The sequence below is a fragment of the Nonomuraea candida genome (assembly GCF_000725485.1).
GTDB lineage: Bacteria > Actinomycetota > Actinomycetes > Streptosporangiales > Streptosporangiaceae > Nonomuraea > Nonomuraea candida.
The window spans coordinates 50,319-65,617 of the sequence record NZ_KL647032.1; the positions used below are offsets into that span (position 1 = coordinate 50,319).

Annotated in this window: 14 protein-coding genes; 4 read left to right on the forward strand and 10 right to left on the reverse strand. The window is 72.0% G+C overall.

All coding sequences use genetic code 11. The features are described from left to right. Nucleotides 1-40: 40 nt before the first annotated feature. From IO39_RS47580 to IO39_RS47610, 7 genes are all read right to left on the reverse strand, one after another. Nucleotides 41-862, reverse strand: coding sequence for a hypothetical protein (locus IO39_RS47580; RefSeq protein WP_043640172.1), 822 nt, complete (start codon nucleotides 860-862; stop codon nucleotides 41-43). A gap of 41 nt (nucleotides 863-903) precedes the next feature. Beyond that, nucleotides 904-2,049 carry a pyridoxal phosphate-dependent aminotransferase gene (locus IO39_RS47585; protein ID WP_043640176.1) on the reverse strand — a complete coding sequence of 382 codons (1,146 nt, stop codon included), beginning with the start codon at nucleotides 2,047-2,049 and terminating at the stop codon, nucleotides 904-906. A gap of 82 nt (nucleotides 2,050-2,131) precedes the next feature. After that, on the reverse strand, nucleotides 2,132-2,584 hold the full coding sequence (locus IO39_RS47590) for a hypothetical protein (RefSeq protein WP_157549909.1): 453 nt from the start codon (nucleotides 2,582-2,584) through the stop codon (nucleotides 2,132-2,134). Nucleotides 2,585-2,680: 96 nt separating this feature from the next. Next, nucleotides 2,681-4,390, reverse strand: coding sequence for a tetratricopeptide repeat protein (locus tag IO39_RS59335; RefSeq protein WP_063765485.1), 1,710 nt, complete (start codon nucleotides 4,388-4,390; stop codon nucleotides 2,681-2,683). A 197-nt stretch (nucleotides 4,391-4,587) separates the two neighbouring features. Continuing rightward, a complete protein-coding gene (locus IO39_RS47600; RefSeq protein ID WP_084774725.1) occupies nucleotides 4,588-5,841 on the reverse strand; it encodes a DMT family transporter in 1,254 nt (417 codons plus the stop codon). Between the two features lie 314 nt (nucleotides 5,842-6,155). Then, the gene (locus IO39_RS47605; protein ID WP_043640179.1) at nucleotides 6,156-6,644 is read right to left on the reverse strand and encodes a GNAT family N-acetyltransferase; all 489 of its coding nucleotides are present in this window, start codon (nucleotides 6,642-6,644) and stop codon (nucleotides 6,156-6,158) included. Continuing rightward, on the reverse strand, nucleotides 6,641-8,194 hold the full coding sequence (locus tag IO39_RS47610; protein WP_043640182.1) for an NsdA family TPR-like regulatory protein: 1,554 nt from the start codon (nucleotides 8,192-8,194) through the stop codon (nucleotides 6,641-6,643). The genes IO39_RS47605 and IO39_RS47610 overlap by 4 nt, the downstream gene beginning before the upstream one ends. A 273-nt stretch (nucleotides 8,195-8,467) precedes the next feature. Here IO39_RS47610 and IO39_RS47615 point away from each other — a divergent pair, with 273 nt between their 5' ends. The 4 genes from IO39_RS47615 to IO39_RS47630 all read left to right on the forward strand — a co-directional run bounded on the left by IO39_RS47615 (nucleotide 8,468) and on the right by IO39_RS47630 (nucleotide 12,155). Continuing rightward, nucleotides 8,468-8,752, forward strand: coding sequence for a hypothetical protein (locus IO39_RS47615; protein ID WP_043640187.1), 285 nt, complete (start codon nucleotides 8,468-8,470; stop codon nucleotides 8,750-8,752). Nucleotides 8,753-9,259: 507 nt separating this feature from the next. Further along, nucleotides 9,260-10,171 carry a mechanosensitive ion channel family protein gene (locus IO39_RS47620; protein ID WP_245642680.1) on the forward strand — a complete coding sequence of 304 codons (912 nt, stop codon included), beginning with the start codon at nucleotides 9,260-9,262 and terminating at the stop codon, nucleotides 10,169-10,171. Between the two features lie 76 nt (nucleotides 10,172-10,247). Next, nucleotides 10,248-10,628 (forward strand): globin, encoded by a 381-nt coding sequence (locus IO39_RS47625; RefSeq protein ID WP_043640193.1) that lies wholly within the window; start codon nucleotides 10,248-10,250, stop codon nucleotides 10,626-10,628. A gap of 18 nt (nucleotides 10,629-10,646) precedes the next feature. Then, nucleotides 10,647-12,155, forward strand: a complete 1,509-nt coding sequence (locus tag IO39_RS47630; RefSeq protein WP_084774727.1) for a glycoside hydrolase family 13 protein — start codon at nucleotides 10,647-10,649, stop codon at nucleotides 12,153-12,155. On the opposite strand, the gene IO39_RS47635 is transcribed toward IO39_RS47630, so the two are convergent. From IO39_RS47635 to IO39_RS47645, 3 genes are all read right to left on the reverse strand, one after another. Further along, on the reverse strand, nucleotides 12,150-13,313 hold the full coding sequence (locus tag IO39_RS47635) for an MFS transporter (RefSeq protein WP_043640199.1): 1,164 nt from the start codon (nucleotides 13,311-13,313) through the stop codon (nucleotides 12,150-12,152). The genes IO39_RS47630 and IO39_RS47635 overlap by 6 nt on opposite strands. Next, nucleotides 13,310-13,741: an acyl-CoA thioesterase gene (locus tag IO39_RS47640; RefSeq protein ID WP_043640202.1), complete on the reverse strand. Its 432-nt coding sequence runs from the start codon at nucleotides 13,739-13,741 to the stop codon at nucleotides 13,310-13,312. Before IO39_RS47640 ends, IO39_RS47635 begins: the two co-directional genes overlap by 4 nt. A 96-nt stretch (nucleotides 13,742-13,837) precedes the next feature. Next, on the reverse strand, nucleotides 13,838-15,274 hold the full coding sequence (locus IO39_RS47645) for an MFS transporter (RefSeq protein WP_043640205.1): 1,437 nt from the start codon (nucleotides 15,272-15,274) through the stop codon (nucleotides 13,838-13,840). Nucleotides 15,275-15,299: the final 25 nt, after the last annotated feature.

The following is a 15,299-nucleotide window of genomic DNA, read 5'->3' on the forward strand; positions in this document are numbered from 1 at the left end:
GTCGGGCGCGGGCGGCCGGGGTCGCGGGCGGCCGGGGGTGTCAGGGGCGGCCGAGTTCGGTGCGGGTGGCGGCCATCAGGCCGCGCAGCAGCGCGCCTCCCACCTTCTCGTGCTCGGCCTCCACCGGCAGCCCCTTGCCCACCCTCTCCCGGTAGACCTCGCGCTCGTAGGCGTCGGTGTAGGGCAGGGCGGTCATCGCCACGGCCACGCCGACCCTGGTGCCGCCGCGGCGCTGGACGGCCACGGCGTGCGTGCGCAGGAGGGTCTCGTCGGGCGCGCCGTACCAGCCGCACTTGACCGCGGCGTCCGGCCAGCCGAGCGCCTCGCGCACGCCGAACGCCTGCGGCTCGGCCACCTGCCCCATCCAGCCGAGCACGGTCTCGGCCGCCGGGTCGCCCGCTGCGGCGGCCTGGGCGAGCACCGCGTAGGCCAGGGCCACCTCGCCGGCCGCGACCTCGACCGAGCCGAACCTGGAGGGGTCGCCGTTCGGCGGCGACCAGGCCACGCCGGTGCGCTCGCGCAGGTCGTCGAGGATGATGCGAGGGCCGACGGCCAGCCAGAGGTTGAGCGTGTCGGCGTTGGAGGAGACGACGACGGCGGGCTCGGCGTGGCGGCGCCACCGGTCGGCGTCGGGGATGCGGGCGGCGGTCACCCACGCGTACAGGGGCTTGAGCAGGGAGGCGCAGCGCAGCCGGGTCATGCCCGAGCTGACGCTCACCGTCCTGGCGGGTGGCCCGCCGTAGCCGCGTTTGATGCCGGCCGCCTGCGCGGCCGCACTGTCGTCGAGGTCGTCCAGCAGCTCGTTGAAGCCCACGCCACCACCGTAGTGCCATCCGGTCGCGCCACGGACGGTGTTCAGCACGGACGGTGTTCAGCACGCACGGTGTTCAGCACGCACGGTGTTCAGCGCAGCGCGGCGTCGAAGCGGGCCCGCAGCTCGGACAGGCGTTTGACGGGCTCGTTGCTGAAGACCAGGCGCACGTACCGGGGTGCCACGGTCTCCCCCCAGGCGGTCATGGGGGTGGCGGCGATCCGGCCGCGTTCGAGGAGCCGGGCGGACAGGTCGGCGGCCGTCAGGCCCAGCGCCCCGGCGTCCACCAGGCACGACCAGCCGCCGCCCGCCCGCACCACCGGCAGGCCGTCGAGCTGCGCGATCACCGTGTCGTGGCGGGCCTGGTACTCGGCGACCGCCTCCGCCACGCCCGACGGCTCCCTGAGCGCGGCGGCGGCGCCGAGCTGGTGGAAGCCACTGGCCACGGTCGTGTTGTAGATGGTCGCGACCATGATCCGGGACATGATGTCGGCCGGGCCCGCGACCCAGCCGATCCGCCAGCCGATCATGCGGTATTCCTTGGACATCGACCCGATGACGATCGTCCGCTCCGCCAGGCCGGCCACCCGGCACGGGTTGACGCGCGGCTGGCCGTCGAACACGATGCGCTCCATCGCCGCGTCATAGATGAGGTAGGCGCCGGTGCGCTCGCAGACCCGCGCGACCGCCGCCCAGTCCTCCTCGTCGAAGACCACGCCCGACGGCATGGACGGGCTCATCAGCAGCAGGGCCGCGGCGCCGGCCACCCCGGCCAGCGCCTCGCGGTCCAGCCGCCAGTAGCCGCCGGTCACGCGCAGCGGCACCAGGCTCGGGCGCGCGCCCGCCAGCCGGACGCGTTGGAGCAGCCCCGCGTACGTCGGGTCGGTGAGCACGACCGCGTCGCCCGGCTCCGTGGTGGCCAGCAGCACGGGCATGACCGCCGACGTGCCGCCCGAGGTGATGACGATCTGGCGCAGCGGGTCGTAGCCAAGCCCCGTGCGCACGCGCAGGTCGTCCGCCACCGCCCGGCACAGCTCCGGCAGCCCGGTGAACGGCAGCCAGCTGTTGCCCGTCCCCTCCTCCAGCGAGCGCGTGGTGGCCGCGACGGCCGCCGGCGGGGGCGGCACGTCGGTGTCCAGGTTCTCCAGCCGCAGCACGTCGGGGTCGGCCCCGGCCGCGGCGGCGACCTGGTCGATGTCGAACGGCTGCACGTGCGCGAATCGGGAGTTGGCCCGCATGACAGCACCTCCGGAAGCGAGGGGGTTCCGTATACGGAACAGTCCTCCCCGGAGCCGTCCCTGTCAAGGATCCCGGTACGGGTCAGAGGCCGTGCCTGGCCAGGGAGGCCACGAGCGCGACCGGCAGCAGCGCCACCACGCCGAGCCCCGCCGCCACCTTCCACCGCCGCGCCACCCCGGACTCCGTCACGAACGCGGCCAGCGCCCCCGCTCCCGCGAAGGCCGCGCCGGCCAGGACCCCGTCGGCGACCGAGGACGGCCACGAGGGCAGCGACTCGGCGGCGAGCCTGAGCACCACCAGCACCCCGGCCGCCGCCAGCGCCACCCGCCGCCCCGGCCGCACACCTACCCGCTCCAGCGCGTACGCGGACCCGGCCAGCAGCCCCAGGCTGATCAGCACCACGACGCCCACGGCCGGCGTCAGGCAGCCCCAGTCCGCGCAGCCGACGCCCGCCCACGCCACGCGCACGGTGGCCCACCACAACACGCCGAGGGCCGCGCACACCACGGCCGCCCGCCCCATTCGCCCCCTCATGCCCCCATGGTCCCATCAGGACTGCCGCGCCGCCCGGCAGTATCAGGACTGCCGCGCCGCCCGGCAGTATCAGGACTGCCGCGCCGCCCGGCAGTATCAGGACTGCCGGGCCGCCCGGCGATCGTCCGCCTCGGCCTCGGCCGTCCGGCCCAGGGCGCGCAGGGCGACGGCGCGGTTGCCGTACAGGTCGGCCTGCGGGCTCAGGTCGATGGCGCGCGTCAGGTCCTCGACCGCGCCCTCCAGGTCGCCGGTGGCATAGCGCAGCACCCCGCGGTTGCCCCACGCCGCCGCCAGCCCCGGCGCGCTCTCCACCGCCCGGTCCAGCGCCGCCCCCGCCTCGGCGTGCCGGCCCGCCGCCGTCTCGATCTGCCCCAGCACGGTCAGCAGGTAGGGGTTGCCGGGGGACAGCCGGAGCCCGTCCTCGACGTCGGCCCTGGCCTCCTCGTCCCGCGCCTGCCCGGCCAGCAGCCCGGCGCGGTTGATGTAGGCGTCCAGGCAACCGGGATCGAGCTCGATCACCCGCCCCAGGTCGGCCAGCGCCCCCTCGGTGTCGCCCCGCACGCTGCGCAGCTCGGCCCGGTTGTAGTACGCCTCGGGCAGCGGCGGCCCGGCCCGCATCGCGTGCTCGAAGTCGGCCAGCGCCGCGCCGTGCCGGCCCAGTTTGAACAGCAGATTGCCGCGTTCCAGGTAGGTGTCGGGGAAGCCGGGGTCGAGCGCGATGGCCGCCCCGAAGTCGTCCAGCGCCTCCTTGGCGCGGCCCAGCCCGGCCAGCAGCCGCGCCCGGTTGGCCAGCAGCACCATCCGGTGCGGCCGGTGGCGCTCGCCCAGCCCGGCCGCCAGCTCGATCGCCGACTCCACCAGCGCCAGCGCGGCGTCGAGCCGGCCCTCCCGCAGCTCGATCAGGGCCAGGCCATTGCGGTCGAAGCCGAGCTTGAAGGCCCGATCGGCGGGATCGGGCAGGAGGGTGGAGATGGCGATCGCCGCGTTCATCCAGGCCCTGGCCCTGAGCAGGTCGCGGCGGGCGGGGTCGGGGTGGCGGGCGTCGAGCATGGCGGTGCCGTACGCCGCCGCGGCGTGCATCTTCGGGTCCTGGCTCGACAGGCGCACCCGGTCCCAGATCGCGCGGGCCTCCTCGGTGCGCCCGAGGCCGCCCAGCGCGGTCGCGGTGCGCTGCGCGAAGCGCCACCAGAGCGCGCCGCCCGGCTCGGTGGCCGCCAGGCCGCGCTCCCCCAGCTCCGCCGCGCAGTGCAGGAAGCCCTCACGCATGCAGCGGTCGACGGCCGCCCACAGCTCGTCCGGTCCGCGGGTGTCGGGCGGGGGCTCGGGGCCGCCGGAGTACACCATGATCGTCAGCGTGGCGGGCGGGACGCGGCGGGTCATGACGTCGAGCAGTTCGAGGTCCGTGGGGTCGGCCGCGGCGGCGTTGCACACGGCGATCGCCCGCCCGGGGCGCACGCCGTCGCGGACGAACTCGGCGATCCCGTTGGCCAGTCGCAGCGTGCGGCGGGGCGCGGGCACGAGGATGCGCTCCTCGTCCGACAGCTCCGCGTCGATCGTGCCCCGCCGGGCCGGGACGATGCCGGCCAGCTCGGGGGCGGCGGCCAGGATCTCGATGTCGTGAGCCGCCACCAGCTCGGGGGCCTGCCCCAGGAGCGGCGGCACCAGGCGGCGGAGCAGGGCCGCCGCCACCGTGTAGGGGCCGCGCGGCCGGCGATGCGCGTCGATCGGCGGCGTCAGCAGCCGCGCGGCCCCCCATCGGGCGGGTGGTTCACCCTGGACGCTGAGGTGGGACCTCTCCTCAGTCACCCCTTGTGAATGACGCTGGAGGTCCCGGCGAGCCTCGCGGTTCCAGGCTTGCGGACGACGATGCGCTTCATGACGTGCCTCTCCACTCGGGTTGCACCCATTATTGGGTCACTCCACCGAATATCAAGGTTTGTCGCGATTAAGTGGGCGGCTAATGGATAAAAAGCACTTGCCTTTTGAATGACAGGTCTAACCTGTCAGGACCGAAACCAACGCTGCAAACCTGTGGTATGACGGCGCTCGGATTCGCCCATCAAGTCGCACAGGCACCTTCCGAGCAGGGTGATCGACCGGCAGCAGCCGGGCCCCGGCCGGTTGCGTTCGTGCACGATCCGGGTGGCCCGCTCGATCAGCCGCTCCAGGCTCGGCTCGGCGCCGCCCTTGAGCGATCGGGTGTTCCAGGGGCACGAGGCGACGTTCGCGCACGCGCTCCTGGCGATGTAGGGCGCGGGACCGCTCAGCAGATGCAGCGGGTCCTCCCGCCTGATCCGCCGCTCAGCCAGCACCGAGGCCGCCCGGCCGGCGAGGAGCAGCAGGTCACGGCGGTGGCGCTCGCGCGCCGGCGTGACGGCGCCCGCGGGCAGGGCGAACATCGTCGCCCCCGCCATCAGCACCCCGCCCACGACCATCGTCCACCCCATCGGCTCGTGGAACCAGATCACCGCGATCGCGGCCACCCAGAGGGGCTGGGAGGACATGAGGATCTGGCTGGGCACGGCGGCCAGGTGCTTCTGGGCGTTCGACCGGGCCAGGAAGCCCAGCGCGCACGAGATCACCGACAGGTGGAGCAGGATCAGCCAGTCGTTGGAGCCGGACGGCAGCGAGACGCCGTCGCGCACGGCCACGACTCCGGTGAGCGTCCCGATGGTGAGGAGCTGGATCACGGTCAGCTCGTACGCCGGAAAGCCGGCCGGGCTCTTGGACAGATGCCCGAGCAGCAGCGTGTGACCGGAGTAGAGGCCGGCCGCGACGAGCGTGACGACCAGCGCGAGCAGCGAGATCCGGTGCTCCTCCACCCCGCGCACCAGCGTGAACACGGCCATGCCCGCCAGCGCGAGCCCCACCCCCGCCCACACCCGGCGCCGCACCGGCTCCTTCTGCAGCACCCGTGCGAGGATCGGCGTGATCACGACGCTGCAGCCGACCGCGAAGCCGGACACGGCCGACGGGAGGCTGTCGAGAGCGACGGCCTGCCCGGCCTGGCCCGCGCCGAACATGAGGCCGAGCAGGGCTCCGTTGATCCAGGTGTGGCGGGACAGGCCGAGGAGGCAGCCGGGCCTGATGGCTATCAGCGTCACCGCGGCGAGCAGGTAGCGCTCGGCGAGCAGGTCTTCGACAGGTAACCGCTCGATGAGGTCCTTCATCAAGGGGAACGCCGACCCCCAAGCGGCGCTGACGTACAACAGGAGCAAGACTCCCAGTAGGGGGCGGGGAGCGGGCTTATCCGCCATGAGAAAAGCATGACACTACGATGAGCGGCCTCAAATGTACAGGCCGCAGCCGGTGATGGTTGCTTACACCTGAGTGGTAAGACCCTCACCCGCCGGTTCGTACAACCTTATCCGTGGAAGCCGATATCAGCCCAAGCCCACCATGTCGCGCATGGGAATTTGGCAAATGATGTCCGATTTGGAAGACAGGAAAGTCTCACCTGAGGTAACGGCGGCGACGTCACGCCGTGAGAGCCCGGGAGTGCTCACCGGGAGAAGGGGGAGGATGCCGCCCCAGGAGGGGATGGGGTGGGGCCGTTCGTGTGCCGCGTGCTCTAGAGCTCCAGAACCGCCGGCGGGACCAGGTGTTTCTCGATGTGGACGACCGTCAGGCCGCCCACCTGTTCCCTGGACAGCTCGCGCCAGCCCTGGCGCTCGTACAGCGCCAGTGCGGCCTCTTGGTTGAGCGTGGTGTCACCTATGACGCTGACGAACCCGAGCTCCACCGCCCGCCGCTCCAGCGCGGCGAGCATGGTCGCGCCGAAGCCGCGTCGCTGGAACGCGGGGTGGACCCGCAACCGGCAGATCTCGGCGGTGTGGGAGTCGACGGGCTTCAGCCCGCCCATCGCCACCACCCGCGAGTCCACCTCCCCGACGAGGAAGTCACCGCCGCAGGCGAGGTAGATCTCCTGGATCCGCGGGAAGTCGTCGTCGTAGTAGACGCCGTCACCGGGGACCAGGCCCACCTGCGCGAGGCAGATCCGGTGAAGTGCGACGATCGTGTCGAGATCCGACCAGCGATAGCGCCTGATCGTCAGGCTCATCCATCGCCCCCTTTCAGTTGGGGCTGCTTGAACCGGCGGTATGCCGCCCGATATTCCTCCAGGCCCGGAGCGTGCTCGTCCCGCGCGATGATCAGCTGTTCGAGATGCTGGGCGGGCCGCACGATGAGATCGGTGAGATATTCGTCGCTGACCAGCTTCAGCGCCTTGGTGCCGATGGCCACCGCCTCCTTGACGTCGCCGTCGATCAGCTTGCACTGGGCCTGGTCGAGCCTGATCAGCGTCTGGTCGAGGATGTGGTCTTCGTATTTGGTCAGCGCCTGGTCGAGCACCACCTCCGCCTCCAGCGTCTGGCCGAGCTTGGTGAGCACGTCACCCTGGTAGAAGTAGAGCTGTTTCTCGGTGTACCCGAAAGCGAGGTCCTCCTTGTCCTCGGCCCGCATGTGGGAGAAGGCGTTCCTCGCCCGCGCCAGGGCCCGCTTGGCCTGGTCGACGACCTCCTTCTTGCTGTCGGCCCCCGACATCATGGCCAGCGCCCTGGCCTCGACGACCGGCGCCATGGCCTGCGCGGGACACGGCGTGGAGCCGGCCATGTCGCGGCTCTTCTTGGCCAGGTTGAGCGCCTCGCGGGCGTCGCCGAAGTAGAGGGGGACCAGCGACTCCCTGGCCGTGATCCACGCCCGCAGCGCGCGGTCGCCGGTCTCGTCGGCCGCGGTGCGCCCGGTGCGGAAGAACGAGCGGGCCAGCCGGTGGTCGCCCAGGTTGATCAGGATCATGCCGCTCAGCCCCGACAGCTGCGCGGCGATGCGGCACAGCCGCTCCTGCAGGTCGATGGGCTGGCGGCGGGACATCGCCGTGCGCACCGCGCTCAGCTCCAGCAGCACGTCGCACAGCAGCCGCAGCGGGGCCGTGGTCGTGTACTGGCGGCCGAAGCTGGTGGTCGCCTCCTCCCACTGGTCGAGCATCGCGGCGGACACGGTGGCCGAGACCAGCGTCTCGTCCATCCTGCGCCTGATGCCCTCGCACGCTCCCAGCACCGGGCCGTCGAGCTGCTCGGCCAGGGTGGTGCCGGTGTTGAGCAGCCTTAACAACGTGCGGCGCAGGATGTTCTCGTCCTCTTCCGCGTCGGGCTCGGGCTCCATCGGGGTGATGATCAGCTCGCGGTCGGTGACCGCCATCAGCGGCCGATCCTTGACCTCGCCCAGCACGCCCGGCATCCGGTGGCCGTGGCCGCAGATGCAGGGGGCGTCGTAACCCAGCGCGGCCGGCTCGACCCGATAGACCGTGCACAGATAGTGCAGGTATTCGGGGCCCGGGCGCTTGAGCCCGCTCTCATAGGCCGACAGCAGCGTCTCGCCGATGCCGGGCATGGGCTTGGCGTCGCGCTCGAACAGGGCCCTGACCTGCTCGATCACATCGGCCAGCGCGATCCCGTAGGCCAGGCGATGCGCCTTTATGCGGGACGTGCTGAACAGGCCGGTGCACGCCTCATGGATCTCATCAGCTATCTGAGCCGACGTGCGCCCGGCGGCCAGGCCCTTGGCCCTGATCCGCCGGGCGATCTCCGTCTCCCTGTGCTGTCTGCCGGACATCCCGGCCCCTCTCACGCATGTCTCGACGGGTCCGCAACTGGTGACTCAGCGTAGCCTTCAAGTCGCTGTGCGCCTACCCATGACTATGAAGCAATACCGAAGGGATTGGAATCGCGCGCGACAAGCCTACGGTTAAGGATCGTCCTCCTCGGGACTGTTTCTTACCTCCCATGAGGGAGAAGCGACTCCCCGTGAGCAGGAGGCGCCGTTGCGTCCGCCGTTGACTTGAGCCATGTTTGGCCCACCAGCAACGATTCCTGAGGGAGGAACGCGGTGGGGGACGACAACTACGAGCACCTGGAGCGTCTCGTGGCCGAACTCGGCGCGCGCGGGCTGCTCGCACGAGTGGTCCAGACCCAGAGCGGGCGCAGGTTCGTCCGGGTCATCAACCCGAACGCGACGAGCCTTTCCGAGAACGTCACCTGCCGGCCGGCGGCCGTCTCCGGCATGCCCGACTGGTGGTACTGCTGGTCCTGGGGCGAACGGATGCACACGGCCGACGACCCGGCCGGTGCCGCGACGAAGGTCGCCCGCGTGCTCGCCGCCGTAGGGGAATGACCACGGTGGTGAACCGGGTGGAGCGCAGCCACCACGGCTCACCATGTCCCGCGGCGGCTCCGGGGAGCCGGCGGAGTGGCCGGTGCGGAGGGCCTCCTGTTCGCCGGGGCCCTGGCCACTTCGCCGGTTCCGACCTCCTGCGCGTCCGCACGGCGCCGCGCGCCGTGCCCATCGAGCCACCCGTCCGGTCCGCCGGGCGGGTGTTCGGGGGATCCCTCCCGGAACCGGGACAGGGCACACTTCCGGGTGTGTGCCCCGTACCGTGCCGTCCGTCATCGGAGCGCCGGCTCTCTCCCTCCGCGGCCCAGAGAGCCGGCGACCCCGTCTTCCCCGGCGTGATGTGACGGCGGGCGGTTCGGTCGGCGGTATTTTTGGATCGAATCGGTCCAATCCGTCGGCCGAACCGCTTCCGGAGGGGGATCTGCCATAGTGTCAGCACAGGTGATGACCTCGCCACCGTCCTCGACCTCATCGGTGCTGCCTGATCTCGACAAGGTGACCTCAGACGTGACCGCGACCTGCCAGAACGACCCCGTCTGCTCAGCGCTCACCGGGGTGTTCAACAACGCGAGCTGGGCTCCGCTGGTGGCCATGGTGGTCGTGGTGGTGCTGATCATCGTGCTCGGGTTCCTGCTGCGCAACATCGCGCACCGGGTGATCACCAAGGTGGTCACGCGGGCGGCCACGGGCGGCTCGCTCACCAGCAGGTTCCGCAAGGGCGTGGCCACCGACGGCATCGACGCGCTCCTGCACGAGCGGCGCAGGCAGCGGGCCGAGACCATGGGGTCGGTGCTCAAGCACATCGCCTCCATCGTGATCCTGGGCACCGCCGTGCTGACCGTCCTCGACCGGCTCACCATCCCCATCGCGCCACTGCTGACCAGCGTCGGCATCCTCGGCGTGGCCATCGGCTTCGGCGCGCAGGAGCTGGTCAAGGACTTCATCGCGGGCATGTTCATGCTGCTGGAGGACCAGTACGGCGTGGGCGACGTGATCGACGCGGGCGGCGTGGTCGGCACGGTCGAGGCGGTCACCCTGCGCGTCACCCGGCTGCGCGACCTGGACGGCCGGGTCTGGTACATCCGCAACGGCACCATCACCCGGGTGGGCAACGAGTCGCAGGGGTGGTCGCGGGCGTACATGGACGTGCCGGTGGCCTACGACTCCGACGTCGTGGGCGTGCGGGTGCTGCTGGAGCACGTGGCCGAGGAGATCTGGGCCGACACCGAGCTGCGCGAGGCGAAGATCGTGGAGCCGCCGCAGGTGTTCGGCGTCGAGCAGCTCTCCGACAGCTCGCTGGTGTTCCGCATCACGGCCAAGACGCTGCCCTCCGCGCAGGCGGAGGTGTCGCGGGAGCTGCGGCTGCGGGTCAAGTCCGCGCTCGACGCCGCGGGCATCTCGATGGTCGCGACCGCCTGAACCACCGGGCCCGCCGGGGGCGCCGCCGCCCGAGCCGGGGGCGTCCTCATGGTCACCACCGCCTAAGCTAGGTGACGTGACAGAGACCTCCTTTTACGACGCCGCCGGGGGCGAGGAGACCTTCCGGCGCCTCGTGCACCGCTTCTACGAGGGGGTCGCGGAAGACCCGATCCTGCGACCGCTCTACCCCGAGGAAGATCTGACGGGCGCCGAGGAGCGGCTGCGAGGCTTCCTGATCCAGTACTGGGGCGGCCCCCGGACCTACAGCGAGCAGCGCGGCCACCCCCGGCTGCGCATGCGGCACGTGCCGTTCGTCATCGGCGAGGCCGAGCGCGACGCCTGGCTGCGGCACATGCGTGACGCGGTCGACGAGCTCGACCTGCCGGACGAGCTGGAGAACCAGCTTTGGGACTATCTGGTCTATGCAGCGCAAAGCCTGGTGAACTCTCCCACCTAACGGGGCATGACACGCCACATGGATATCCCCTGGTGGCGTGACGCAGTCGTCTACGAGATCTATGTCCGCAGCTTCGCCGACGCCTCCGGAGACGGCGTCGGCGACCTGGCGGGGGTGCGCGAGCGCCTGCCCTACCTGCGGCGGCTCGGTGTCGACGCGATCTGGCTGACCCCGTTCTACCCCTCCCCCATGGCCGACGGCGGCTACGACGTGGCCGACTACCGCGGCGTGGACCCGCTGTTCGGCTCGCTCGCGGACTTCGACGCGCTGGTGACCGAGGCGCACGGGCACGGGCTGCGGGTGATCGTGGACATCGTGCCCAACCACAGCTCCTCCGAGCATCCCTGGTTCCGGGCGGCGCTGCGGGGCGAGGGCCGCGAGCGCTACATCTTCCGCGACACCGTCAACAACTGGCAGTCCACCTTCGGCGGCTCGGCCTGGACGCGGGTCCCCGACGGGCAGTACTACCTGCACCTGTTCGCGCCCGGCCAGCCCGACTTCAACTGGCGCAACCAGGAGGTGCACGCGGAGTTCCTCGACGTGCTGCGGTTCTGGCTGGACCGGGGCGTCGACGGGTTCCGCATCGACGTGGCCATGGGGCTGTACAAGGCCGAGGGGCTGCCCGACGTGGGCGACCAGTCGTTCACGTCGGCCTCGCCGGTGTGGGGGCAGCCGGAGGTGCACGACGTCTACCGCGAGTGGCGGCGGGTGCTGGACGGCTATCCCGGCGACCGGATGGCCGTGGGCGAGGTGTGGACCGACAGCCCCGAGGACCTGGCCCGCTACCTGCGCCCCGACGAGCTGCACCAGAGCTTCAACTTCGCCTGGCTGCAGGCTCCGTGGTCGCCGACGGCGTTCCGGAAGGTGATCGACGACACGTTGTCCACGGTGCCGTTCGCGACCTGGGTGCTGTCCAACCACGACGTCGTACGCCACCGCACCCGCTACGACACCCCCGACCCCGGCACGGGCCTGGCGCGGGCCAGGGCGGCGCTGCTGACGATGCTGGCCCTGCCCGGCTCCGCCTACCTCTACCAGGGCGAGGAGCTGGGCCTGCCCGAGGTGACGGACCTGCCGGACGAGGCCAGGCAGGACCCGGTCTTCTTCCAGTCGAAGGGCGAGCTGCCGGGGCGCGACGGGTGCCGGGTGCCGATCCCGTGGACGGTGGACCCGCCCTCGCACGGGTTCTCGCCGGGCGGCGTCGAGCCGTGGTTGCCGCAGCCGGAGTCGTTCGCCGAGCTGAGCGTCGAGAAGCAGGAGGGGGTGGCGGACTCGACGCTGGAGTTCTACCGGCGGGCCCTGTCCTGCCGGCGCGAGCTGGTCGGCTCGATCCCCTACTCCTTGGAGTGGCTGAAGTCTCCCGAGGGAGCGCTTTTCTTCACCCGGGGGCCGCTGATCTGCGCGGTCAACTGCGGGACGCGCCCGGTGCGGCTGCCCGGGCACGACGAGGTGCTGCTGGAGAGCGGGCCGCTGAAGCGCGGGCTGCTGCCGCCCGACACGGCGGTGTGGCTGAGGTGCGACTCATGACCTCTTCGGCTGCTCCCCTCTGAAGGGGATGACGGGCAGCGAGAGCACGACGCAGGCCAGCCCGGCGGCGAAGCCGGCCCAGTAGCCCGTGCCCAGGATCAGCGTCCCGGCCAGCGGCCCGGCGGCCAGGGAGACGGTGTTCTGCACGGTGTTGTGGGTGCCGAGCACCTTGCCCGCCCAGCCGGGCCCGGCCAGCTCGCCCGCCGCGAGGTAGGCCAGGCCGTTGCCTGCCACGGTCATGACCGAGGCCAGCGCGAGCGCCGCCACCCCGAGCGCGCTGCCGGTGTAGGCGCCGGCGACCAGCAGCGCCAGCACGACCAGGTTCCACAGGGTGAGCAGGAGGAGGGGCCGCATGCGCAGCCCGGTGCGGTCGGACCAGCGGCCTGCCGCCACGCGCACCGCGGCCCCGGCGATCGCCGCCACCCCGAACAGCCGCCCGGCCGCCACGTCGTCCCAGCCGTAGGAGCTGACCAGGCAGTCCACGCCGTAGGTGCTGACCACGACCTGCGGCACCACGTGCAGGGCGCTGGTGGCGTGCACCCGCCAGAGCGCCGCCTGCCGGTACGGCGAGCGCGCCCGCTCCCGGCTCTCCCCCGAGATCGCGTGCGGCGGCTCCCGCAGGAAGAGCGCGGCCAGCCCGGCGGCCAGCAGGCTCACGCCCGAGCAGAGCAGGAACACGCCGGGCAGCCCGTACGCCCGCGCCATGGGCGGCAGGGCGAAGGCGGCCACGGCCATGCCGAGGGTGAAGGAGACCTGGCGCAGGCCCATGGCGATGCCGCGCTCCGGCGGGGCGAACCAGCCCAGCACGATGCGCCCGCCGCCGACCATGGCCGCCGAGCCCGCCGCCCCGGCCGCCGCCAGCAGCGCCATGACCGCCCAGGTCTGCTCGACGAAGGCCGCGGCGGCGAACAGCAGGGCCGCCGTCCCGACGCCGAGGCCCAGGATGAGCCGCTCGCCGTGCCGGTCGGCCAGCGCGCCCCAGGCGACGAGGGCGGCCAGGATGCCGATGGCCGGGGCGTTCACGATGAGAGCGCCCACGGGTAGCAAGACGTTGAAATGTCGCAAAATTTCGGGCATGACCAGGGGTAAGCCGAACAACCCCAGGGTGACGCCGGCGTGCGCGGTCACGCCCAGCGCCAGCATCAGCCAGCGCCTCATTCGGCGGCGTAACGTTTCAGGTAGGCCAGTTCGCCCTCGTTGAGCCTGCGCGGGGCCGCCCGCTCGACGTCGTAGGCCGCCAGCACGGACTTGGCGGTGACGTAGAGGCCCTCGTCGTCGCGGATCTCGTACTGCAGGGTGAAGCGCACCGGCCTGATCTCCGTGACCCAGGTCTCGACGCGGACGGGCTCGGCGCGGAAGCCCAGCGGGCGGCGGTAGTCGATCTCGTGGCGGGTCACGACCAGGCCCTTGAACGGCTCGTCGCCCGCGACATACGGATCGATGTGGAACATGCCGAAGCGGGCGTCCTCCAGGTAGTCGAGGAAGCGCACGTTGTTCACGTGCCCTTGGGAGTCGACGTCGCCGAATCTCACGGTGCGGAGATAGATGTGCCGTTCAGCCGGGGTGCGTTCAACCACGTCCGCCACCGTACCCGGCCGCGCGGGGTGTCCTCGCGGCGGGCACCGTGCCGGAGGCCGGGGGTCAGGCGGACCCGCGGCGGGCAGCGTGCCCGAGGCCGGGGGTCAGGCGGACCTGCGGCGGGCCAGGCAGGCCAGCACGGTCAGCACCGAGATCGCGGCCATCGAGCCCAGCGCCCAGCGGTAGCCGGTGACGAGCTGCTCCACCGCCCCGCCGGACAGGTGGGCGAGCGTGCCGGCGAAGACGCTGCGGTGCAGCTCGGCCGGGAGCGGCGCGGTGAGGAGCGACAGGACCAGGGCGGTGCCGACGACGTTGCCGGTGTTCTGCATCATCAGGCGCATGGCGTTGACGATGCCGAGCCGGTCGGAGGGCAGGCCGTCCAGGATGGCGGTGGTGTTGGAGGGCAGGAACACGCCCGAGCCGAGCCCGATGAGCACGAGCCCCGCCGCGACGGCCGGGTACGGCGTGCGCGCCGACATCACCGCGAGCATGACCGCCAGCCCGCAGGTGGTCGTGGCGGCCCCGGCCGCGGCCAGCGTGCGGGCGCTCATCAGCCGCTGCAGGAAGCCGGAGGCCACCGAGGCAATCATGGCGGCGACGGCCAGCGGCAGCACCTTCAGCCCCGCCTGTACGGGATCGTCGCCGCGCACCGCCTGGAAGTAGAGCGCGACCAGGAAGAGCATGCCCATCCGCGCCACGGCGTTGAGGAACGAGGCCAGCGTGCCGTACGCGAAGGCCCGCTCGCGGAACAGGCGGAGGTCCACGACCGGATGGGCCGCCCGCCGCTCCCTGGCCACGAACAGCGGCAGCCCCACGGCGAAGGCCGCCAGCCCGCCGAGCACCGCCGGATGGCCCCAGCCCAGCCGGGTGAACTCCGACAGCGCCAGCAGCAGCCCGCCCAGCGTGGCCAGGACCAGCACGTTGCCCGGCCAGTCGAGCCCGCCCTCCCGCCTGGCCACGGCCGGCCTGCGCAGCACGATCGCCCCCCACACCAGGCAGATCAGCCCGATCGGCACGTTGAACCAGAACACCCACCGCCAGCCCGGGCCGGCGGCCAGCACGCCGCCCAGCGTCGGGCCGATGAGCCCGGCGATCGAGAACGACGCCACGTACACGCCCATCCCCTCGCCCAGCCGCTCGCGCGGGAAGGCGTCGCTGACCAGGGCGGCGCTGTTGGTGAGCAGCATGGCGGCCCCGGCGGCCTGCAGCACGCGCATGGCCACGATCACCCACGCGTTCGGCGCCAGCCCCGCGAGCAGGGCGGCCAGCGTGTACGTGGCCAGCCCCAGTAAGTACATCCGGCGCCTGCCGAACAGATCCGCCAGCCGCCCGAACACCACCATGAGGACGGTCGTGGTCAACTGGAAGCCCAGCAGGATCCAGCCCGCGGCCGTGGCGTCGGCCCCGGTGTGCCGGGCGATCTCGGGCAGGGCGACGTTGATCGCGCTGCCGCCGAGCCCGGTCAGCACGCTGGCCAGGCTCACGACGGACAGCGTGCGCCAGGCGTAGCCGAGGGAAGTGGTCGTGGTCGTCGAGGGCAAGGGCCCTGTCCTTTCTAGATTTTAA

Coding starts and splice junctions, on each gene's coding strand:
- IO39_RS47585 (WP_043640176.1), bottom strand. CDS start 2,049: ATGCGGGCCAACTCCCGATTCGCGCACGTGCAGCCGTTCGACATCGAC.
- IO39_RS47590 (WP_157549909.1), bottom strand. CDS start 2,584: ATGAGGGGGCGAATGGGGCGGGCGGCCGTGGTGTGCGCGGCCCTCGGC.
- IO39_RS47600 (WP_084774725.1), bottom strand. CDS start 5,841: ATGGCGGATAAGCCCGCTCCCCGCCCCCTACTGGGAGTCTTGCTCCTG.
- IO39_RS47605 (WP_043640179.1), bottom strand. CDS start 6,644: ATGAGCCTGACGATCAGGCGCTATCGCTGGTCGGATCTCGACACGATC.
- IO39_RS47610 (WP_043640182.1), bottom strand. CDS start 8,194: ATGTCCGGCAGACAGCACAGGGAGACGGAGATCGCCCGGCGGATCAGG.
- IO39_RS47630 (WP_084774727.1), top strand. CDS start 10,647: ATGGATATCCCCTGGTGGCGTGACGCAGTCGTCTACGAGATCTATGTC.
- IO39_RS47635 (WP_043640199.1), bottom strand. CDS start 13,313: ATGAGGCGCTGGCTGATGCTGGCGCTGGGCGTGACCGCGCACGCCGGC.